The sequence below is a fragment of the Pseudoalteromonas luteoviolacea genome (assembly GCF_001696455.1).
Taxonomy (GTDB): Bacteria; Pseudomonadota; Gammaproteobacteria; order Enterobacterales; family Alteromonadaceae; genus Pseudoalteromonas; species Pseudoalteromonas luteoviolacea_C.
This window is the reverse complement of record NZ_MAUJ01000002.1, coordinates 197,378-221,136: the sequence shown is the minus strand read 5'-3', so window position 1 is coordinate 221,136 and position 23,759 is coordinate 197,378. Positions and strand designations below refer to the sequence as shown.

The 23,759-nt window shown below is 42.0% G+C and carries 15 protein-coding genes; 12 read left to right on the top strand and 3 right to left on the bottom strand.

From position 1 onward, the window contains the following. Positions 1 to 6: 6 nt before the first annotated feature. Positions 7 to 1,212 (bottom strand): aspartate aminotransferase family protein, encoded by a 1,206-nt coding sequence (locus A7985_RS09555; protein ID WP_065790243.1) that lies wholly within the window; start codon positions 1,210 to 1,212, stop codon positions 7 to 9. 113 nt (positions 1,213 to 1,325) lie between these two features. On the opposite strand from A7985_RS09555, the gene A7985_RS09550 reads away from it, so the two are divergent. After that, the gene (locus tag A7985_RS09550) at positions 1,326 to 1,796 is read left to right on the top strand and encodes an Lrp/AsnC family transcriptional regulator (RefSeq protein WP_441843877.1); all 471 of its coding nucleotides are present in this window, start codon (positions 1,326 to 1,328) and stop codon (positions 1,794 to 1,796) included. 13 nt (positions 1,797 to 1,809) lie between these two features. Here the strand turns inward: A7985_RS09550 and A7985_RS09545 are convergent, their stop codons facing one another. Further along, a complete protein-coding gene (locus A7985_RS09545; protein ID WP_065790242.1) occupies positions 1,810 to 3,723 on the bottom strand; it encodes a putative bifunctional diguanylate cyclase/phosphodiesterase in 1,914 nt (637 codons plus the stop codon). A gap of 446 nt (positions 3,724 to 4,169) precedes the next feature. Here A7985_RS09545 and A7985_RS09540 point away from each other — a divergent pair, with 446 nt between their 5' ends. The 11 genes from A7985_RS09540 to rluF all read left to right on the top strand — a co-directional run bounded on the left by A7985_RS09540 (position 4,170) and on the right by rluF (position 20,673). Further along, the gene (locus A7985_RS09540; RefSeq protein WP_065790241.1) at positions 4,170 to 4,472 is read left to right on the top strand and encodes an isoamylase early set domain-containing protein; all 303 of its coding nucleotides are present in this window, start codon (positions 4,170 to 4,172) and stop codon (positions 4,470 to 4,472) included. 6 nt (positions 4,473 to 4,478) lie between these two features. Further along, complete coding sequence (gene malQ / locus A7985_RS09535; protein WP_065790240.1) at positions 4,479 to 6,467, top strand: 4-alpha-glucanotransferase; 1,989 nt, start codon at positions 4,479 to 4,481, stop codon at positions 6,465 to 6,467. After that, the gene (gene glgB, locus A7985_RS09530; RefSeq protein ID WP_065790239.1) at positions 6,467 to 8,704 is read left to right on the top strand and encodes a 1,4-alpha-glucan branching protein GlgB; all 2,238 of its coding nucleotides are present in this window, start codon (positions 6,467 to 6,469) and stop codon (positions 8,702 to 8,704) included. The genes malQ and glgB overlap by 1 nt, the downstream gene beginning before the upstream one ends. A 1-nt stretch (position 8,705) precedes the next feature. Beyond that, positions 8,706 to 10,769 (top strand): glycogen debranching protein GlgX, encoded by a 2,064-nt coding sequence (glgX, locus tag A7985_RS09525; protein WP_065790238.1) that lies wholly within the window; start codon positions 8,706 to 8,708, stop codon positions 10,767 to 10,769. Next, positions 10,750 to 13,233, top strand: a complete 2,484-nt coding sequence (locus A7985_RS09520) for a glycogen/starch/alpha-glucan phosphorylase (protein WP_065790237.1) — start codon at positions 10,750 to 10,752, stop codon at positions 13,231 to 13,233. The genes glgX and A7985_RS09520 overlap by 20 nt, the downstream gene beginning before the upstream one ends. A 30-nt stretch (positions 13,234 to 13,263) precedes the next feature. Beyond that, positions 13,264 to 14,562, top strand: a complete 1,299-nt coding sequence (gene glgC / locus A7985_RS09515) for a glucose-1-phosphate adenylyltransferase (protein ID WP_065790236.1) — start codon at positions 13,264 to 13,266, stop codon at positions 14,560 to 14,562. 9 nt (positions 14,563 to 14,571) lie between these two features. After that, on the top strand, positions 14,572 to 16,101 hold the full coding sequence (locus A7985_RS09510) for a glycogen synthase (RefSeq protein ID WP_065790235.1): 1,530 nt from the start codon (positions 14,572 to 14,574) through the stop codon (positions 16,099 to 16,101). Between the two features lie 152 nt (positions 16,102 to 16,253). Further along, the gene (locus A7985_RS09505) at positions 16,254 to 17,471 is read left to right on the top strand and encodes an EAL and HDOD domain-containing protein (RefSeq protein ID WP_065790234.1); all 1,218 of its coding nucleotides are present in this window, start codon (positions 16,254 to 16,256) and stop codon (positions 17,469 to 17,471) included. After that, complete coding sequence (locus A7985_RS09500; RefSeq protein ID WP_065790233.1) at positions 17,471 to 18,574, top strand: DUF418 domain-containing protein; 1,104 nt, start codon at positions 17,471 to 17,473, stop codon at positions 18,572 to 18,574. The genes A7985_RS09505 and A7985_RS09500 overlap by 1 nt, the downstream gene beginning before the upstream one ends. Next, on the top strand, positions 18,571 to 19,674 hold the full coding sequence (locus tag A7985_RS09495; protein WP_065790232.1) for an ABC transporter substrate-binding protein: 1,104 nt from the start codon (positions 18,571 to 18,573) through the stop codon (positions 19,672 to 19,674). The genes A7985_RS09500 and A7985_RS09495 overlap by 4 nt, the downstream gene beginning before the upstream one ends. Before the next feature lie 105 nt (positions 19,675 to 19,779). Further along, positions 19,780 to 20,673: a 23S rRNA pseudouridine(2604) synthase RluF gene (gene rluF / locus A7985_RS09490; protein WP_065790231.1), complete on the top strand. Its 894-nt coding sequence runs from the start codon at positions 19,780 to 19,782 to the stop codon at positions 20,671 to 20,673. A gap of 20 nt (positions 20,674 to 20,693) precedes the next feature. On the opposite strand, the gene A7985_RS09485 is transcribed toward rluF, so the two are convergent. After that, the gene (locus A7985_RS09485) at positions 20,694 to 23,759 is read right to left on the bottom strand and encodes an efflux RND transporter permease subunit (RefSeq protein ID WP_065790230.1); all 3,066 of its coding nucleotides are present in this window, start codon (positions 23,757 to 23,759) and stop codon (positions 20,694 to 20,696) included.

The following is a 23,759-nucleotide window of genomic DNA, read 5'->3' as shown; positions in this document are numbered from 1 at the left end:
AAATTATTAAGCGTTTACAACGTCTGCTACAGCAAGCTCAAAACGAGCTAAACCAGCTTTGATTTCTTCTTCAGTGATAACCAAAGAAGGTGTAAAGCGAACAACATTTGTACCTGCAACTAGGGTCATTAGGCCATGCTTTGCACTTGCAACTAAAAAGTCGCGCGCTTTACCTTCGTAGTCACCTTTTAGTACGCCGCCAAGTAATAGGCCTTTTCCTCGTACTTCACTAAATACGTTGTACTTTTCATTAATCGCATTAAGCCCGTCACGGAACATCTGTTCTTTCTCTTTCACACCATTTAAAACTTCAGGTGTGTTTACTGTGTCGAATGCCGCTTCTGCTACTGCACATGCCAGTGCGTTACCACCATATGTTGAACCGTGTGTTCCGATCTTTAGATGCTTTGCGATGTCAGTGGTTGTGATCATTGCACCAATAGGGAATCCACCACCAAGTGCTTTCGCCGTAGTTAAAATATCAGGTGTGACATTTAAACCTTGGTAAGCGTATAAATCACCTGTACGACCAACACCCGTTTGAACTTCATCAAAAATAAGTAGTGCATTGTGCTTGTCACAAAGCTCTCTTACGCCTTGAACAAACTCAACGTCAGGAGAAATAATACCGCCTTCACCTTGCAGAGGTTCCATCATAACGGCACACGTTTTATCAGAAATCACTTTAGAGAATGCCTCTAAATCGTTGTAATCGATATGAATAATATCTTGTGGCTTAGGACCGAATCCGTCAGAGTATGCAGCTTGGCCGCCTACGGTTACGGTAAAGAATGTACGTCCGTGGAAACCTTTATTGAAAGCGATAATTTGTGTCTTGTCTTCGTTAAAGTTATCAATCGCGAAACGACGTGCTAATTTTAGCGCTGCTTCATTGGCTTCTGCACCAGAGTTTGCAAAGTAAACTTTATCTGCAAATGTGGCATCAGTTAGCTTTTTAGCCAAACGTAGTGCAGGCTCATTGGTCATAACGTTAGACAGGTGCCAAATCTTTTCACCTTGTTCTTTTAGTGCGTTAACTAATGCCGGGTGGCTATGGCCTAGGCAGTTCACAGCGATACCGCCAGCGAAGTCGATATACTCGTCACCTTTTTGATCCCAAACACGTGCACCTTTACCTTTAACAGGGATAACTGCCGAAGGGTTATAGTTAGGTACCATTACTTCATCAAATAGTTCGCGATTCACTTGCATGACTTCGTCCTCAATAATTACTTCAACTTAAACTACACATTATGTCTGTGTATATTCTTATTCAGTCATTATTGCGTGATGTGATGAAAATTTGCAGTGTAATTTTGGATAAAATGAGTAGAATGTTCGTCATATTGACGAAAGAATTTATCAAAATGATAAGCAAACAAGATGAAAGATTGATTTCTGTACTGCGTAGTAATGCTAGGGCGAGTATTTCAGAGCTTGCTAGGTTGCTGGATATGTCCCGTACGACCGTGCAGTCAAGGTTACAAAAGTTAGAGCAAAATGGGGTGATACAAGGTTATAAGATCGACTTTGGTCAGGACTATTTAGGTAACCTTGTGTCAGCGCACGTGTCTATAAAGGTAAAACAGAAGTTAACTGCTAAAACGAATAATGCGCTTAAACAGCTGACACATATTTCAGCTCTATACGCGATCAGCGGCGAATATGACATGATAGCGATTGTGGAAGCACAAAATTTGGAGCAGTTAAGTCAATTGCTTGATGAAATTGGTAATTTGGACGGCGTGGAGCGCACTAACTCATCTGTGATTTTAGAGACAAAGTTTCAGCGCTAATCACGCGCTGAAACTAGTTGGCTTTTGGCAGCCAAACACTCGTGCCAGTAGAGGCAATGTGATTGACGTTGCCTTTGAGCACTTTGTCTCCGACATTTCTTGATGTCTCTGGTCGGCTGACAAGATACCCTTGAACGCAGCATATCCCCATGTCTTTCACAAGTTCGAATTGATCTAATTGTTCAACGCCCTCTGCGACAATTTTCAGCCCGAGTTGCGCACCAAGTTCGCTGATGGAGTTTAAAATCTTGTAGTACTTGGGATTATCTTTTGCCTGTGAAATAAATAACTTATCAATTTTTATTACATCAATTGGCAAATCAGCTAGGGTACTTAATGAGCTAAACCCAGTACCAAAGTCATCAATGGCTATAGTTACACCTGCGCTTCTACACCGTTCTAACTGCGCGATGATTTCGTCACTTGCAGTGATAAGCGTTGACTCAGTGATCTCTATCATCAGAGAAGTTGCTGGCAGTCCTGATTTATCTAATGCCGCTAATACCCAATCGTAGATAGGTCGATGCTTCAGTTGGATCCCCGAAACATTAACCGAGATTTTGACCTTTTTCATACCCGCGTTGTGCCATGCGGACATTTGTCGACAAGACTCCAATAAAATCCAATCACCCAGTTCAAGGATTAAATTGGATTCTTCCGCAATCGGTATGAATTCTGACGGCGGAATAAGCCCTTCGATTGGGTGGTGCCAACGTGTGAGCGCTTCAAAATAATCAATAGAGCAATCTTCAACATGCACGATAGGTTGAAAGGAAAGCTGAAAATTTTGCGAGGCAATTGCGAGGCGCAACTCTTCAAGTAAATAATGATAACGACGGATCTTATTGCCCATTTCTGGAGAGTACACTCTAAATATACCTCTACCATCGGTTTTGGCTCGATACATGGCAACATCAGACATTTGCAACAACGCATTTGGCGTTGAAGCACTGTCGGGGAATACGGCAATACCAATACTTGCACTGATTTTGACCAGCTTATTTCCCAAGACAAAGTCGCGTTCTACTTCACTCAATATAGTTTGTGCAACCTCTGTACAGAAGCTGGTATCTCTCAAGTTAGGGATAAAGATTGAAAATTCATCACCCCCAAGGCGTGACAGGTTTTGATCTAATCCATGTACCGGGTGCGCATCATTAAGTTGAAACTGTCGAACTACCTGCTCTAATCTACCAGAGACTTGTATTAGGATCTCATCTCCGAAACTGTGCCCGAAAGAGTCATTTACTTGTTTGAATCCATCTAAATCGATAAAAAGCAGTCCACATTTGGTTTTACTTTTATCAGCTTCTGTTAGTTGCTCACTGATATGTTCAATATAAGCATGGCGGTCGATAAGCTTTGTGAGCTTATCTTGGTATACATGGCTGTCTGATTGTACTTTGATGCGTTGTAAGTTATCACTCAGCGCTTGAACGGAATGACAAATTTGTGCCATGGGGCCGCCAGAGTGCAGCTCCTTATGCTGGATATCCAGACCTTTCAACAGGTTTGTTAAATCTTTATTGATTGCAAGTAGGGCGTCTAATTGCGCTGATTCGTGAGATTGGCTCTTAAGTCGAGAGAAAATAAAAAGCACAACGAGCAAGCAAAGCATAAGTAACGCTGGCGAAGACCACACAAGTGTGAAAACTTCGCTGGTAGTGGCAAGTATATAGCTCGCGTTTTCTTTACCAACGACAACATAGTATTGGGTATCGAGCTCTACAAAATCTTGGTCATAAAGAACAAATTGAAACCAGGGGGAAGTGCCGTGAACTTCTGACTGGTTTGCCGTTTGCGTCTCCAGTGTCAATAAGCCTGATTGCGCATTCACAACGTGTTTTGCAAACGTTAAGTTTGCAGCGATCCCAATCACTATGATACTGACTAAGCTGTACGCTAAATTTTTAAATACATTTTGCATGATTGAGACAATCCAAAATTAACCGATAAACGGATCCTTCTTAACTCTGTAGTATACATCATATTAGTCACAGAGATTACAACCTTTTACACGCTTTTGCTAACAAGTGCAATTATCAAAATAAATTCAACTTTATTTAAACAAAATAATTTAAAATTCACTGAGTAAGATCAATTATCAAATTAATTCACTTTACATGATAATAATTCTTATCTACTTTTTTATGTCGTTGGCTTGATATTTGCTGCAACTAGTTAGGTATCAAGTTGACTATCCAAAAATGTACTTTTCTGGTGCAAATTCGAGTGGTATTGCACTGTTGTGAGGCGTACAAGTTTATTTGATGAACTAAATTATTCTCACAAAATGTGTGCGTATAGGCATTAATTATACGACATCCTTTTGTGGCAAGGAACACCAACCAGGTTAGGTTTTTGGAGCCCAAGATGTTAACAAAACGTTTTTTTAAAACAAAAAACGAAGCAGAAATTACGTTTGAATTTTCTCACCCTGATGCGAACAAGGTTGAGCTAGTCGCTGAGTTTAATGACTGGCAACCTATATCGATGAAGTTCAATAAAAAAGATAAACGCTTTAGAGTGAAGCACAGACTCCCTACCGAAAAAAAATTTCATTTTCGCTATCTGATTGATGGCAAACAGTGGGATAACGACCATAACGCTGATGGATATGCTGCCAATGGGTTTGGTAGTGAAAATAGTATTGTTGATACTCAAAGATTGGCTTAGTAGCCAATGGAAGGTTTACAGCAGCTGTACTACCTACACGGCATTGGGTATGACTATACAAAATATGATGGTGAATATGTTGTTTTTGATGACGTTACGCGTAAAAGAGCACTGGCATGTTGCGGCATCGATACAAATAACGAAAGTCATATAAACTCGCTAAATTTCGAATTGGACGTGGCACCTTGGATGCAAATGCTTGACGAGGTAACTCTGGCTAATGCACACGACGGCAAGTTTGTAATTAAAGTACCTGAGTCATATAGACATGGTGTGGTCAACTTTAAAGTTCCTGAGTGTGATATTAACCTGAAAATTAATTTAGCTCATTGCACTGAAGTAGGAAATTACCAATATAGTAATGAGCGTTATATCGCACTAGAGGTGACGCTTGGTGCATTACCGATAGGGTATTTTAAAATGGAGGTATCTTGCGAATTTGGGACATTTTGTTCTGAATTGTGGTCGACTCCAAAGCAGTGTTATAACCCATACTCCAAGTCAGGTGCCACAAAGTCACTGGGTGTGTCACTTCAGCTTTATACATTGAAAAGCAATCGCAATTATGGCTTTGGAGATTTCTCCGATCTTAAAACGCTCATCCGATATTTTGCGGACTTAGGTGGGGATTTTGTCCTATTAAATCCATTGCACATGTTGTTCCCTGATCAGCCAGAAAAAGCTAGCCCATATAGCCCTTCACATCGCTGTTTGATAAACCCTTTGTATATTGCGTTAGATGATCTTGAGGACATAGTAGGCACAGTTTGCTGGAAGCGCTTTGTAACAGAGTCAAGTTTAGAGCAGGGTATTGAACTGAATGATGAATATCTTGACTATGCTACCGTCAGTCATACGAAATATCAGCTTTATGATAAGTTGTATGAGATATGGAGCTTGGAGTTAACAAATAATGACAGATTTCAAAGCTTTGTAGCTACCCAGAAAAGTGAGCTTGGCGATATACCTCTCAGTTCGTTTGAGTGGTTTTTGCAGTGGTTAGCATGCTCGCAACTTGAAGCTTGCCAGCGCTTTGCAAAGGACATGGGGATGCAAATTGGGCTGGTTAATGATCTTGCTGTTGGTTGCACACATGAAGGCCTAGAGTACCAAACTTATCAACCTTGTTTTACCGAAGGTGCGAACGTAGGGGCACCTCCTGATCCCTGGGCTGAGAACGGACAAAACTGGGGATTACCAGCGCCAAACCCACTAAAACTTAAAGAGAACCAATTTAGATATTTCAAGTCGTTAGTTAGAGCAAATATGCGCTCTGTCGGGGCTTTGAGAATCGATCATGTCATGGCGCTACGAAGACTATGGTGGTGCTTTTCGGAGCTCGGAAAAGAGCTTGGTTGTTATGTCTATTATCCGTTTGAGCAATTATTGGCGATTTTAAAAATTGAATCGCACTTGAATGGCTGTGTTGTCATTGGAGAAGACTTAGGTGTTGTCCCACCCGAGGTCACTAGTGCATTAGACGAGTCCGCAATTTTTGGAAATACACTGTTTTACTTTGAAAAGAATCATGATGGTGGATTTAAGCTTGCCAATCAGCTTAGGGCAAGAGCCCTGACTATGGTTGCGAATCACGACGTCCCGCCATTTCATGGCTGGTGGCTTGGTAAAGATATAGACATCAAAGTAGCGTATAGGATCATTCAACCGGAACAGAGTGAGCAACTCATGCGCGAAAGAGGTTTGGAAAAACAGCGATTGCTGGATTGGTTGTGTCAACATGGTATTGAATTTGGTGAGATCGAGAGCTCAGGGGGGGATATTTATCAAGCGGTGATGAAAGTCTTAGCAGCCTCTCCCAGTCAACTTGTTGCAATTCAACTCGATGACTTAGACCTACAGCAAATACCGGTAAATATACCTGGAACGGATACTGAATATCCCAACTGGCGCCGTAAACTTAACCATGAATTGGCAGAGATTTTTGCACAGCAGCGTGATTTCATTGAGCTGCTTAATGCGATCAGGAAAAAATAATGAATTCTGTAAACAAAAAGCTAGGAAGTATTGAAGATTATTCAGAGCAAGTCAGCGCGCTGTCATCAGGGGAGTTTAGTGACCCATTTAGTTTTTTAGGGCCGCATGATACGTGCTTTGAAGAACAAAGCGTGACAATCGTACGTGTGTATATTCCAAGCGCAGTATCCGTTGATGTCCTTCATGATGGTTTAAAAACTAAAATGACGCAGTATGCGAGTTCTAACTTGTTTATTGCACGATTCGAGGAACCATTCAATAAAAGTGATTACCGCTTAAAGGTCCAATTTGAGAGCTCAGAAGTCATTTTCGATGATGTTTACCGGTTTGCAAGTGCACTTGATGAGCATGCAATGTACTTGTTTAACGAAGGAACATTGGAGCATGGCTACAAGCACTTTGGTGCACGGTTTATAGAGAACCAAGGTGTGAAAGGGGTGCAGTTTAGCGTTTGGGCACCAAATGCTAAAAGTGTTTCTGTTATTGGGGACTTCAACTATTGGCAACCAAACCAGCATTTTATGAGGTTACACCCGGCCAGTGGGGTTTGGGATTTATTTGTACCAGGCTTAATGCCAGACCAATGTTATAAGTTTGCAATTACGACACTTGATGGCAGTGTGATTGAAAAAGCGGACCCTTACGCGCGAAAAATGCAACAAGCACCGGGCACAGCCGGTATTTTACAAGGAAGTAAAGAGGTCGCAGAACTTAGCGCTGACCAAATTAGTGCGCGTTTAGCTCGAAATAGTGTGGATGCGCCAATATCTATTTATGAAGTGCACTTAGGGTCATGGAAGCGACGACTCGACGAAGGTAATCGATACTTGACTTACCGTGAATTAGCAGATGACTTAGTGAGTTATGTAAAGGATCTTGGCTTTTCGCATATTCAATTAATGCCTATCAGTGAATTTCCTTTTGATGGCTCATGGGGGTATCAGCCCGTTGGTTTGTTTTCACCGACTAGTCGTTTTGGGTCAGTGGAGGATTTTCAATACTTTAGTCAAAAATGTGAAGAGCAGGGCATTGGACTGCTTCTTGATTGGGTGCCAGGTCATTTTCCAACGGATCCACATGGGCTACAAAAGTTTGATGGTACTCATTTATATGAACATGCAGACAAGCGACAAGGGTTTCATCCAGATTGGAATACCTGTGTGTTTAATTACGATAGGCCTGAAATTAAAAGCTACTTACTATCAAATGCAAACTACTGGCTAAGTGAATACAAACTTGATGGGCTTAGAGTCGATGCCGTGGCTTCAATGCTCTACTTAGATTATTCGCGAAGTGAAGGTGAGTGGGTTGCCAACCAATACGGTGGTCGCGAAAATATAGGTGCGATTGATTGCCTACAGTCGAGCAATATCACCTGCTACAAAAATAGTCCTCACGTAATGATGGTGGCAGAAGAGTCGACCGCTTGGCCGGGTGTCACTCAAAGTGTTGAGCATGGTGGTCTTGGGTTTGGCTTCAAATGGAATATGGGGTGGATGAATGACAGTCTTGGCTATATGCAGCGAGATCCAATTCATAGGAAATATCATCACCATGAAATGACGTTTTCGATGGCATATGCATTTTCTGAGAATTACATACTGCCACTGAGTCACGATGAAGTTGTTCATGGAAAAGGCTCACTGCTCAGTAAAATGCCCGGCGATGATTGGCAGCAATTTGCGAACTTAAGGGCATACTATGGTTTTATGTACGCTCACCCAGGCAAAAAGTTATTGTTCATGGGCAGTGAGCTCGCTCCCAGAAGTGAATGGGATCACAATGAAAGTTTAGATTGGTCTTTATTGCAAAGTGAAGCGCATCAGGGCATCTTTAAAACAGTAAAAACGCTCAATCAACTATACAAAAAAACACCCGCTTTATTCGAGGTAGACTCCTCTCCGGCAGGTTTTCGATGGATAGATTGTGATAATGCAGGACAATCAATATTAAGTTTTGCGCGTTTTGGCAAACATTACTCCGATCTGACAATTGTTGTAAGTCATTTTACGCCTCAAGTCTTTCATCATTTTAGATTGGGTGTTCCGAAAAGCGGCGTTTATCAAGTGGTTTTTAACTCTGATGATGAAGCGTTTTTCGGGAGTGGAGTCAAAGCAGTTGCTCATAAACAGCAACTCATAGAGTCTAAACCAGCTGCAAGCCATGGGTTTGAACAGAGCATAGAAATAACTGTTCCACCTTTGTGTACCGTATATCTAAAGTATATCTCGGCGTAACATGTTTAAGACTAAACTAGGCTCTACTTATCCATTGGGTAACTCGATTAACGTTGAAGGTGTAAATTTTGCGGTCTATGCACCTAGCGCATCGGGCGTGACTTTATGCTTATTCGAAGGGCAACCAGCGGTTGAAATTACCCAGATAGCAATGAATAGGCGAGAAGGCGGGTTATGGACTTTGCATCTAGAGGGGGCTGCTGAAGGTGTGCTTTACGGGTATCGTGCCCATGGTGAGTATAACCTCGGTGAAGGTGTGTTTTTTAATAAAAATAAACTTTTACTCGATCCTTACTGCAAGGATTTTGAAGGTGACTTTACATGGAGTGAGAGACACTATTGCCATCTACCTGTAGGTGAGTTCAATGCGAATGACAATGCCATTGATATGCCTAAAAGTCGGGTCTTTAGTCCAAAACTATACAGGGGAAAGCGACCAAATACGCCATGGCAAGATACGTTTATTTATGAATGTCATGTGAAAGGGACCACCCAAACTCTTGATGCTGCTGATCCTAAAAAGAGAGGTAAATTTTTAGGCCTGTGCGAACCTAGTTTTATAGAGCATTTACGACAGTTGGGTGTAACAGCCATTGAATTGCTCCCAGTTCAAGCATTTATTAGTGAACAGTTCCTGACAACTAAAGGCCTTCAAAACTATTGGGGTTACAACACTCTGAGCTTTTTTGTACCTCACAAATCCTATTGCGTCGACGGTAATGTCGCTGAATTTCAACAGATGGTAGAGACGCTTCACGGCCATAATATCGAAGTGATTATTGACGTCGTATATAACCACACTGCCGAAAGCGGTATTGATGGGCCTATGCTATCTATGAGAGGACTGCACAATCGAGGCTATTATCGAATGTTGCAAGCGCCTGAGTCAGTCTATATTAACGATACTGGCTGTGGAAATACGATAAACATCGATGATCCTATTACCTTAAGGCTGGTAATAGATAGCTTAAGGTACTGGGTAAAATATATGGGGGTCGATGGGTTCAGGTTTGACTTAGCGACGATATTAGGTCGTAGCAATGAGGGCTTTAACGGTCAACATGCTTTTTTCCAAGCAGTAGCGCAAGACCCAATATTGGGGCAAGTAAAACTGATCGCCGAACCTTGGGATGTCGGACCCGGAGGCTATCAGCTTGGTGCTTTTCCTCCTCCATGGCGCGAGTGGAACGATAAATATAGAGATGTTGTAAGGCGCTTTTGGAGAGGAGATGCTGGTACATTACCTGAGCTAGCCAAAAGGATACACGGCTCTAATGAATTGTTTGAGCACAATCTTCGAGGGCCACTCAATTCCATTAATTTTTTGACAAGTCATGACGGATTTAGTCTCGCAGACTGGGTAAGTTATGAACACAAGCACAATGAAGCGAACGGCGAAGGTAATTGCGATGGTCATAGTGAAAACTACTCGTTCAACTGTGGTGTCGAGGGCCCTTCAGAAGACCCTAAGGTAACCCATAAGCGAAGAAAACTACAAATTAACGCTTTGGTCACTTTATTCATGTCCAAAGGTGTCCCTATGATTTGTGCAGGTACGGAGCTGAATCATTCTCAGGGAGGCAATAATAACGCGTATTGTCAGGACAATGAGACTAGTTGGCTAGACTGGCGTAATTTAAATACGACGCACGACTTACTTGCCCCAATCTCCGCTTTGATGAAAATTCGCAATCAATTGAGTGCGTTCAAACATCCATTTTTTGTGCATGCAGATGACGAGAGGTTCGCTGTTCTTTGGTACAACAAACTTGGGCAAATAATGAGTGAAATGGATTGGCATGACGAAGCCAATAAGACACTTGTTTACTTGCTTGCTGACCATGCGGAGTCCAGCTCGGTGTTGGTAGTGCTTCACGCCGATGTCAACGAAACTGAAATTCAATTACCAGATCCCCCATTTTCTAATCGCTGGGAAGCTGTTTATTCTTCTGAAAGTGATTTTGAAAAAGGGCATTTACCCAACCCTTTTGGCCTAACCGGACAGAGTGCATGGATACTCTTGTCGCAGAATGAGGAAACCACCAATGGCTCAGAAAAAGTCTAATGTGTGTGTCGTTAAACACTGGCAAGATGCGCCGAAGCTCAATGAAAGCGATTTAGCTGATGATTTAAATCGACATTTTTACTATACACTTGGACGCGACAAAGTGGGCGAATCAAAGCATTACTTGTTTCAAGCTTTAGCGCTAACAATAAGGGATAGATTAGTAGCTAGGTGCCGAGCTACCAAGCAATATTTAGACAAAGAAAAAACCAAGAAAGCAGCGTATTTGTCACTAGAGTTTTTGATGGGGCGCGCCTTGGGCAATGCGATTCTGAATTTAGATCTCGAAGATCAAATTGGCACTGCATTGAGTGAGTATGGCACAACTTTGGAAGAGCTTGAGTCAGCTGAGCATGACGCTGGCCTTGGCAATGGAGGCCTAGGTAGACTAGCAGCCTGTTTTCTCGATAGTTGCGCGTCACTGGCATTACCAGTGATCGGGTATGGCATCCGCTATGAGTATGGCATGTTCAACCAATCCATAGAGCATGGGGCGCAAATTGAGCACCCTGATAAGTGGCTTCGGGAAGGGCACCCTTGGGAGCTGAGTGCTCCTGAGCAAGCGAAAGTAGTCAAGTTTTTTGGCAATGTAGAAACACATACAGATAAGTTAGGTCGAGTACATCATCATTGGACGAACACCCAAGATGTTTTAGCAGTGCCTTTTGATGTACCAATTCCGGGTTATCGAAACGGTGTTGTAAACACCCTAAGGTTATGGAAGTCTGAAGCCACAGATGAATTTAACTTAAAGGAGTTTAATGAGGGCAGTTATTCCGAAGCGGTAGCGAAAAAGAACTTAGCTGAGCAAATCACGATGGTGCTTTACCCAAACGATGCCAGTGAAAATGGTAAGGAGTTGAGGCTTCGCCAGCAGTACTTCTTATCAAGTGCCAGCTTGCAAGATATCTTGCATCAGTGGACTGAACAACATGGGACGGATTTTAGCGACTTTTCTGAATATCACGTTTTCCAGCTTAATGATACTCATCCGAGTGTCGCTGTTGCGGAGCTCATGCGCCTGTTACTTGATGAGTATGAATTGGAGTGGGAAAACGCATGGAAAATAACCACGACAACTATGGCTTATACTAATCACACACTGCTGCCAGAAGCGCTTGAAAAGTGGTCTGTTTCTCTGTTTAGTCGACTTCTTCCGCGAGTACTAGAGATCATTTATGAAATTAATGCACGATTTTTAGCGGAAGTTGCACTTAGATGGCCAGGAGATGTGGCGAAACAGCGTGAACTGTCTCTGATCGAAGAGGGTCCAGAACCTCAAATTAGAATGGCTTATTTAGCGATTGTTGGTAGCTTTTCGGTTAATGGGGTGGCTGCATTGCATACAGAGTTGCTTAAATCGGGTCTGTTTAATAGCTTTTATAACTTGTGGCCAACAAAGTTCAATAACAAGACAAACGGAGTTACACCGAGACGTTGGCTTGCACACTGTAATCCGCGGTTAGCGCAATTGATTTCAGATAAGATAGGTGAAGGGTGGCAAGCGGACTTTTCTGAAATACAAGGAATAAGACGCTACTATGATAAAGCTTCATTTCATCGAGAGTGGCAAGATGTTAAGGCTAAAAACAAGCAAAAACTTGCACAGTTAGTTGAGACTCGCTGTGGCGTAAAGTTTGATACTGACATGCTGTTTGATGTTCAGGTTAAACGGATCCATGAATACAAGCGTCAGTTATTAAATATACTTCATGTCATTGCGCTGTACGATCAAATTAGACGTGGTGAAGTGGAGAATATAGTTCCAAGATGTGTGTTGTTTGGGGGCAAAGCGGCTCCTGGTTATCACATGGCCAAACTGATTATAAAGTTAATAAACAATGTTGCTAATGTGGTCAACAAAGACAAAGCTGCCGAACCTTATTTGAGAGTTGCATTTCTCCCGAATTACAACGTAACCGCAATGGAGACAATTTGTGCTGCAACAGATCTCTCACAGCAAATTTCGACTGCCGGAAAAGAAGCGAGCGGCACTGGAAATATGAAATTTATGATGAATGGCGCGGTCACAATTGGCACACTTGATGGCGCCAATATCGAAATTCGAGAGCAAGTCGGTGATGACAACTTCTTCTTGTTTGGTGTAACTGCTGAACAAGCGAATCAGGTCAGAAAAAATTATAACCCGACTCAAATTATCGATTCTTTTGCGCCTCTAAAAAACACGATGAAACTGTTATCTAGTGGTCACTTTAATCTATTTGAACCCAACATTTTTGATGACATTATCGGGTCAATCCAAAGCCCCCATGATCCATGGTTGGTTGCGCAAGACTTTGAGAGTTATTTTGACGCACAGCAGCGCGCTGCGCAAAGTTACACGAACAAAACATTGTGGAATCGCATGAGTATTTTAAATACTGCTGCAAGTGGCACATTCTCTAGTGACCGCACTATTTCGCAATACAGTGAAGATATTTGGCGATTGAAACCCATGCAGTAACCGCCTTGAACATTAATATGGAGATAAGAAATGCCGAGTTATGCAAACCGTTATATCAGTAACCTGACAAGAGACACGTATGCATTGATCCTTGCGGGTGGGCGTGGCAGTCGGTTGCACGAATTAACCGACTGGCGAGCAAAGCCAGCGGTCTACTTTGGTGGTAAGCACAGAATTATAGATTTTCCTTTATCTAATTGTATTAACTCGGGTATTAGACGAGTAGGAATTGCGACTCAGTATAAATCGCATTCATTAATACGCCACGTAAACCGTGCATGGGGACACTTTAAGAAAGAGCTTGGGGAGTCTGTTGAGATTTTACCTGCATCTCAACGTTATGGAGACGAGTGGTATTGTGGTACGGCCGATGCCGTTTTTCAAAACATGGACATTATTCGCCATGAATTACCAAAATATGTAATGATTTTATCTGGTGACCACGTGTATAGAATGGACTATGGTGCTTTGATTGCGAAGCACGTGGAAACTGGTGCGGACATGACTGTCTGTTGTATTGAAGTGGAGTGTGAAGAGGCTGCAAATACATTTGGAGTGATGACTGTAGATCAAGACAAGCGTGTACGAAGGTTTGACGAAAAGCCGGCTGAGCCTTCATCTATTCCCGGCAAACCTGGAATTTGCCTTGCTTCTATGGGCAATTATGTATTTAACACCGAGTTTTTATTTGAGCAGTTAAAAAGAGATGCACAACGAGAAGGTTCCGGTCGAGATTTTGGCCATGACATTATCCCTTCAATCATAGAGGAGCATAATGTATTCGCGTTTCCATTTAGAGATCCAAGTCACCCAGGCCAACCCTATTGGCGCGACGTTGGTACGATAGACTCATTTTGGGAAGCGAATATGGAGTTAGTATCGGTAGAGCCGCAATTGGATCTTTACGACCCTTCATGGCCTATTTGGACTTATCAGGAACAATTACCGCCAGCTAAATTTATCTTCGATGATGAAAACAGAAGAGGCATGGCGGTGGACTCGACAGTTTCGGGTGGATGTATTATTTCTGGTTCAGTGGTTAGAAAGTCGTTGTTGTTTTCCAATGTTCATGTGCATTCGTACTGTGAAATCGAAGGTGCAGTGGTTTTACCTGGCGTTAAAATTAACCGCCATTGTCGAATCAAAAATGCAATAATTGATCGCAGTTGTGAGATACCTACAGGTATGCGAATAGGCTATGATCCTGAGGAAGATCGCAGTAACGGATTTAGAGTGTCTAATAAAGGTATTGTATTGGTCACGAGAGATATGCTGACTGCGTTACAAGAAAGTCAAAAACCTAAAGAATCGAGTTTAGAAAGTGCCTAAGGGTAATATATGCATGTAGTTATGGTGGCAGCAGAGAATGATCGGCTGCCTAAGTGCAAAGTGGGAGGCGTTGCGGATGTGATCCGTGACATCCCTTACGCTTTGGCGAATAAGAATATCAAGACTTCGGTAATCGTGCCGGATTATGGTCAAGCAAAAATGCGTCGCCAGTTTGTTGCAGACATTGCTGTGCCGTTCAAACAGCATCTTGAAACTGCAGTGTTATGGTGTGTGGAAGAGAGCTGTGGTGTCAGCCAATATGTGATCTCACACTCTTTGTTTTCTGAACATGGTGGTGACATCTATTGTAATGACGGCGGTCGACCTTTTTATACAGATGCGAACAAATTTGCGTTTTTCAGCGCCGCTGTATGTGAAGTCATTGAACATGCGTTGATAGAAGATATCGATGTACTTCATTTACATGATTGGCATGCTGCTTGTGTTGCAGTGTTAAAGCATTTTAGCCCTAGATTTGAAAAGCTGAAAAAGCTTAAGACAGTTTTTACTGTTCATAATCTAGCGCTGCAAGGCATTAGGCCTTTCAACGGTGATGACTCCAGCTTAGAGGCATGGTATCCCACGCTGAGCTATGATGGTCAGAAAATTTGCGACCATCATTATCCTCATTGTTTTAACCCGATGAGGGCGGCAATCAACTTGGCTGACAAAGTGCATCTGGTTTCGCCTAATTACTGCTTTGAAGTGCAACAAGGCAGTGATCATCAAGCTGGTTTTTTTGGTGGTGAAGGGCTTGAGCATGATATGCAACTGGCAGCTAAAAAAGGTAAGCTCGTCGGCATTTTAAATGGATGCCAGTATGATGTTCAATACCCTACGGCCACATGGGAAAGGATGCTTGATAGCGCGGAGTCCAATTTATTTAGCTGGATGGCAAAACAAGCAGCGTTACAAAGCGCTCACTACATAGCGCATCAAAGAGTTCTGAAGTGGATTAATTCACCTAGTGAGGGGCCACTAGTTACAAGTGTTGGCAGGTTGACTGATCAAAAAGCATTGCTCTTAAAGCAGCCATTGGGGAGTGGGCTCGTGCTCGATAAGTTAGCAAGTACTCTGGATGATTTTAAAGGAAAAATGATACTCCTTGGGTCTGGTGATTCAGAGCTAGAGTATTTGTTTTCTCAAGTTATGGCTCGCAATGCTAACGTCTTGTACCTAAAAGGGTATGGGGAGAACGTTGGTGACATGCTGTATCAACTAGGGGACTTATTTTTGATGCCCAGCTCGTTTGAGCCTTGTGGTATTAGTCAAATGTTGGCCATGCGTTCTGGGCAGCCTTGTTTGGTAAATAATGTAGGGGGATTAGCAGATACAGTTGAAGACAATGTATCCGGCTTTGTCTTTTCTGGTGACAGTATCGCAGAGCAATCAGAGAATTTAGTTGAGCGATTTAGGCAAGCATTGGAGTTGTATGATAGCAATGCTGACAGCTATCGGAAAATTTCAGAAAATGCTGCAGAAAAAAGGTTCACTTGGGAACAAAGCGCTATACTATACAAGGAAAATTTATATGAGTAGTTAGGGCTAGCTCATCCTAGCAATACAAAACTAGTACTTTAATGTTTTAGTTTGATTTTATTTATCAGAAATTCGGGTTAAAATTACAAAATATAACTAAAAAGTATAGAACAAAAGTACTGTTATTGAACAGTAAAGCTAGGAGCGATGATTTGAAAGTGTTTGTGGCTCGACAAGCCATTTTTAATCGCAAAAAGCATGTGGTAGCTTATGAGCTGTTGTTTCGTGATGGAATGAAAAACAGCTTTCCCAATATCGCTGAAAATGCTGCTACAGCAAGGTTGATTATGGATAATCAACTCAATTTAGGGACAAGGTATTTAACATCAGGAAAAAAGGCACTTATAAACATCGGTGAAGAGTCATTAAACCAAGAACTGGCGCAATTCCTACCAACGGATGACGTTATTCTTGAGTTGTTAGAGACGATTCCTCCAACGACTGAAAACTATGAAAAAGTTAGACAGTTATTCCATAAGAACTTTCGCTTGGCTTTAGATGATTTTAATTACTCTAAAGAGTGGGAGCCTTTTTTAAAACTGGCTAGACTCGTTAAATTTGATTTGATCCAAAGCCCTCTAAAAGAAATCGCCCCCTTAGTGGAAGAGCTAAAAAAGCGTAAAAATTTACAGCTGTTGGCTGAGAAAGTAGAAACAGAAGAAGAGTTTTTGTTAGCTAAGGAAATGGGGTTTAACTTTTTCCAAGGCTACTTTTTTGCCAAGCCTACTATGATTTCGCAAAATGATATTGAAATTAATTACGCTGTGGTGATGCTCATATACTCCGAAGCGCTCAAACCCAATATGAACATTCCGCGCATTGCTGAGCTCTTTGCGCAAGATACCGCACTAGCTTACAAGCTATTGAGGTTGATAAATTCAGGCGTCTTTCCGATAAAAAACCGTATTGAATCGTTAAAGCAAGCACTTGTATATCTGGGGCATGAACGGATTATTAAATTTGTAAATTTGATAATGACAGCGCATGTTGCGGAGCAAAAACCAACTGAACTGACACGATTAAGTATTGTCCGTTCAAGGTTTTGTGAGTTGATAAGTAAACAAATCGCGCCTTCTTTAGCTAGTATGAGTTTTCTAACTGGTTTATTTTCGCTCCTTGATGCGATATTGGATAAGCCTATGGAAGTTGTTGTTCAGCGGCTTCCATTTCCCGAAGTTCTACACGACGCCTTGTTAGGGGAGCCAAACACGTTGTTTTACATTCTCAATATTGTCAGAGCTTATGAAAGTGGCAGCTGGTGGGCAATGCAAGAGGCGTGTACGATGCTCAACATGTCAGATGAGAGTTTACCTGAGTTTCATGCTCAGGCAGTAAACTGGGCTGATATGTACCGTGAACATGTTTATTAATGGGTAGAATCGCGCTGGTGGATGCCCTGCGGGGCTTCGCGTTGCTGGGCTTACCGCTTACAAACTTAGCTTACATGGCAGATTTCAATAATGGGTATGCTGCAAATAGTGAAAGTGTAATTGACTCACTTTTAACTGCGTTTATTGATGTTGTAGCACAAGGCAGGTTTCGGACTTTATTTAGTATACTTTTTGGGTTCTCAATGTGCCTTTATCTCGACAAATACGGGCCTTTGACTTTTGCTCGTAAAGCACTGGCGAGACTATATGCTCTAGGCGTTATCGGCTTAGTGCATGGCTTTTTGATATGGCCAGGGGACATCCTTTTTAATTATGCTTTGTCTGGCCTGCTATTAATTTATGTAATAAAGACAGACTCAAAAACGCTTTTAAAGCTGTCTTTATGCGCTGTCACTTTGCCGATTTTATTACTCGTCTATTTAGCTATGGCATTTCCTGAACCTAGTGTTCAAGAGGGGGTCTCTAGCTTTGGAAGTGAAAACCCATGGTTGGGGCTACTTTCATTTTTAAAGCAAAACGCTGCAAACTACCTTGATATGTTGATGTTACTGCCTTTTTTAACTCTTTGGTATACTTTTGGTTTAATGCTTATTGGCGTGCTTGTATACCGGGCACATTGGTTCCAAGGTAACGCCTTATCGAGTTCTTTGTCGGTAGTGGTGTTAATCCCTCTGGCCCTAATAGGGTCAGCTCTTACACGCTGGTATCTTTTTCAAGAACATCGGATTGTATTTGAGGTTTTAAATTGGTTATTTGCGATTCCTTTTTGTTTGGCCTTAATTAGCCTTGCTATTCACTTTTCAACTATTGTTGAGCGCTATAGCGGACTGTTGGTCGCTTCTGGCCAATACTCACTGTCCTTATACCTTTTGCAATCCGTCATCGGCGTTGCGATATTTCATATCATCTTGCAAAATTTGCAACTAGATTTGCGTCAAATTCACTTTTTAGCCATATTTGGAGGGCTTACTGTTCTACAATTAAGTTTAGTTTGGTCTCTTGCTCATTGGAAAATAATGGGGCCCGCAGAAAAGCTATTTACCAATCTACAAGGTTGGTTTCATAAGAGAGTAGTTAAATGACCTTTATAAGAATATCGCTATTGTTTGCCTTTCTTCTTTTCTCATTTGTAAGTAATGCAAAGTCGAGCTTCTCCGTGTTGTTTGTAAACCCTTCTTTAGCGGGAGAACCGTTTTGGGGAAAGGTGCAACAAATTACAGAGGAAGCTTGCAAGCAGTTGGGTGTCAATATTGATGTGATTTATGGTGATGGCAATCGTCATATTCAGCTCGCAGAGTTAAAGAAATATTTGGACTACAGAGCAAGTCCCGACTATGTGATTTTAATGCTGTACCCTGGTGGTGCAGAGCAAACTTTAACCATGCTAAATAATTACGGGATTAAGTTTATAACCCTAGAACAGACTATCACAGGCATGGAGAAAGATGAGATAGGTATTCCAAAACAGCGTTTTGAACATTGGTTGGGCGAAGTGTATTTTGATAATTATCAGGCAGGATATGATTTAGCTAAGGCGCTACACGAAAGTGTGATGTCTAGTGGTCATAAAGGCACAGTCAATGGGTTAGCAATTAATGGTCACTATGGTAGTGAGTCAGATAAACGCAATCAAGGTGCAGCGGCTTATTTTAAAAGTGCGAATATTAAGCTGCAGCAAACAGTCCATGCAAGCTGGTCAAAAGAACAAGCATATACAAAAACAAAGCGACTATTTAAACGATACCCAGATACACAGCTGATTTGGAGTGCCTCTGATTTAATGGCGATGGGTGCTCAGACAGCGATTCGACAGTTAAAAAAGGATGAAGGGCAGGTTGCAATTGGAGGCTTTGACTGGTTATCAGACGGCTTGTCATTAATCCAGAAGGGGCAACTCAGCGCGTCTGTTGGCGGGCACTTCATGATGGGCGGTTGGGCGCTTGTATCTATTTTTGACTTTCATCACGGAAATTCGTACTGGAAAAATAATAGTCAAATCACTTTTGAATTATCCTCTATTACTAGAGACAATATCGATGAGTACATTTGGATTTCGAATAACCCTGATTGGTCAAGAATTGACTATAAGCGCTTCAGTATTCTAGATAAAAGTTCTAAGAGCTATGACTTTTCTCCAAAGTACCTGAGACAAAATAGCCAAGAAGCTATGCCAGTAGATTAGAATGAGTCCATATATTAGTTTTAAAAAGTAACCGTGCCCATTTATTAGATTCATTTTAAGTTTAATTAGATATACAATTACGCTTTTTATGATATTGAGATTGGCGTGGATACACCTAAGCGATTAAATAAATACATCAGTGAAACGGGTTTTTGCAGCCGAAGGGAAGCTGATACCTTCATTAGTGAAGGAAGGGTTTCAGTTAACGGACAGGTAGCGGAAATGGGCCTGAAAGTGACCGACAGTGATGACGTGCTCATTGATAATAAGCCACTGAAAGCCAAACCAAAACGCGTATATATTGCTTATAATAAACCCGTGGGTGTGACCTGCACAACTGAGCGCAAAATCAAAAGCAATATCGTCAGTGCGATTAATTACCCAGAGCGTATTTTCCCTATTGGCAGGCTTGATAGGCCTTCAGAAGGCCTCATATTTCTGACAAATGAAGGTGATATCGTTAATAAGATCCTTCGCGCAGGCAATAATCATGAAAAAGAATATGTTGTTACCGTAGACAAACCTATTGATGAGCAGTTTATCAATGGTATGCGTTCAGGTGTTCCCATACTTGGCACTGTTACTAAAAAGTGTTTTGTAAAGAAAAACGGGCCCAAGAAATTTACGATTGTACTTACTCAAGGCCTTAACAGGCAGATTAGAAGAATGTGTGAGTACTTTGGTTATGAAGTTGATACGCTTAAACGTGTTCGCATTATGAACGTTAACTTGAATGGCCTACGTGCTGGACAGTGGCGACACTTAAGTGAAAATGAAATGGCAGAGATCAATGCCTCTATTGAAGGATCTTCAAAAACCGAAGAGGCTTCGGTAGATAACAAAAAACGTGCGCAACCAAAAAGCAACGGCTCAAAAAAGCGCGATGAAGCAAGGCCTCATAAAACCAACTCTGCTAAGTCTAAGCAGCCTAAAAAGCCGGGCAAATCGCCACAAAGGCTAAAAGGGACTTTGTCAATGAACAAAAAAAATGGCCGCTAAGCGGCCATTTTTATATTTCCTTAAACATGTTTGGGCGCTTGTATCTTAAAAGCTAAACAGTAAACAACTGGAATAACTATCAACGTTAAGATTGTCGCGAAGCCCAGTCCAAACATAATTGTGACTGCCATTGATTTGAAGAATACATCAAAAAGCAGCGGGATCATGCCCAAGATGGTTGTTATCGCGGCCATAGAGACAGGGCGTACACGACTTACACCAGAGTCGAAAACAGCTTGGTAAGGGTCCTTACCACTCTCTACCTCTAAGTTAATTTGGTCCATTAATACTATGCCATTTTTGATGAGCATACCTGAGAGACTTAGTAGCCCAAGTAGTGCCATGAAACTAAATGGTGCTTGGAACACTACGAGTCCTGCGGTGACGCCAATGATTGCCAATGGCACTGTACTCCAGATCACTAAAGGCTTACGTACAGAGTTGAACAGTAATACGGTGATCATAAACATGCTGAGGTACCCTATGGGCAACGACCCAAAAATCGCCGTTTGTGCATCTGTTGAAGACTCATACTCGCCACCCCATTCCATCATATAACCCTGAGGAAGTTTGATTGCTTCAATATCAGCTTTAACGCGTGCGAATAATTTTGCAGGTGTTTCATTACCAATGACATCATGGTCTGCCATCACTGTTATAGTGCGTTTTCTATCGCGACGCATTATTAGGCTGTCCTCCCAGACCACCTCAAAGCTATCAACGATTTGGCTTGCAGGCACATAGACATTTAGAACTGGGCTGAATACCTGTAAATCTTGCAAGTTCTCAACACTATATCGTTCAGCTTCTGGAGAACGCGCTACGATGGGAAGCATTTTAGTGCCATCTCGATACAAACCGACAGTTTTGCCCGATACACTGGTCAATAATAATTGGTCCAGGTCCGTTTTGCTGATCCCGAGACGGCGCGCTTTTTGTTCATTAAAGACTGGCTGGAGTACTTTACTTCTTTCTCTCCAATCATCGCGAATACTATGAGCGCCGGCGTCTTTGGCTAGAATGGTTTTGGCTTCATGAGCTAGCTGCCTTAGGACAACTGGGTCAGGGCCTGAAAACCGCGCTTCAATTTTCGCATCAGTTGATGGGCCAATTTCCATTCTCTTTATTTTAAGTTGACCATCGAGCTCATTCTGCGCCGCAAACTCCCTTACTTTGGATATCATGGTTATCACATCTTCGCGGTTCTCAACTCGAATAATCATTTGGCCATACGCATCATACTGCTTTTCTGGCCCATAGGTGAGCATGAATCTAGGCGCACCCTGACCAATGGTCGTTGTCACTTCCTTCACCATGTCGTGCTGCTTTAAAAAACGCTCAAGCTTTTCAACATTGTCAGACGTACTTCTGATATCAGAACCTTGGTAATGCCAATAGTCTACGTAAAACATAGGTGTATTAGATGCCGGAAAAAATGACTGCTTAACAGATTTGAAGCCCATAACGGATACTACTAGCAGCAAAACCATAGACACCACTGTAGTCCATCTGTTCTTTAAGCAGAATTTAAGCATCGTTTTATAGGCTGTAAAAATAGCGCCTTGATAAGGGTCTGCTTGTTCCGCTTGTTGCGACGACTGAATTTCTTCTTTGAACAGCATATTTGCAAAAAATGGCGTCAATGTAATTGCGGTTACCCAGCTCAGTAGCAAAGAAATAAACAGTACCCAGAAAAGAGAACCCGCAAACTCACCACTGGCATCCGAACTCAAACCGATCGGTGCAAAAGCGGTGATACCAATTACAGTCGCGCCAAGGAGTGGCCATTTGGTTTGTTCAACAATATTAACAGCCGCCTTGATCTTGGTTTGCCCGCGCTTAAGATTAATCAAAATCCCTTCGGTGATAACGATTGCGTTATCAACTAACATGCCTAACGCGATGATGAGTGCACCAAGTGAGATCCGCTGGAGATCGATGGCGAACAGTTTCATGAAAATAAATGTTCCCAAAACTGTAAGCAACAGGATGCCCCCAATCAATATTCCGCTTTTAACACCCATAAATATTAGCAATACAATTATTACAATGGCGACAGCTTCGAGTAAACTGATGATAAAACCATCCACAGACTTTTTAACTTCGGCTGGTTGATTGTAGACTGCATTTACTTCTATGCCGTAGGGTCTTTGATATTCAAGCTCACTCAATCTGTTTTGAATAGCGTGACCAACGTCAACCACATTCACACCTGATGTAAAAGAGATACCTAGTAACAACGCACGATCTTGATTAAATCGAGTGATATGGTTTGGCACTTCTTGGTACTCTCTTGAGACTGTTGCTACGTCACCAAGGTATATCAACTCTCTGGCACCGGGTTGAGATATTAGCAATCCTTCCAGTTCAGATACATCCGTAAACTCGCCTGTAGGGTGAAGTCGAATAGACTCATTTCCGACGCGAATTTTACCAGCATTAGAAACTGTATTTTGAGTTTGTAAAAGTGAAAATATGTGGTTTGGAGATATGCCTAATTGAGATAGCTTTTGCGTAGAAATCTCAACAACTACCTGTGGCTGTTGCTCACCCGCAACGGTGACCTTGCTGACACCGTCTACTAAAACGAGCTCACGACGCAGAAAGTCAACATAGTCTTTTAGCTCGTCATAGGTGTAGCCTTCTCCTGTGACGCCATATAACATGCCGTAAACATCAGCAAAATCGTCAATAATACTTGGCGAATTTACGCCCGGTGGTAGTTGTGGTGTTAAGTCATTAATTTTTCTTCTTAACTCGTCCCAGATTTGTTTTAGATCTTCCTTTCTATAGGTGCTTTTCATTTCTACTGAGATTTGCGACTTACCTGGAGATGATATGGATGTTACATAATCCACATAGGGTAGGCTTTGAATCGCATTTTCAATAGGGTATGTCACTTCCTCTTCAACTTGCTGTGGTGATGCACCGGGGTAAGTGGTAATCACCATCGCTTTTTTCAACGTAAACTCAGGATCTTCTAGTTGCCCAAGTCCAAAATATGAAACTGTGCCAGCTGCGAGTAAAAGAACAGCGAACATAGCACTGATGACTTTGTTCTCAATTGACCATTGCGCTAAGCTCAT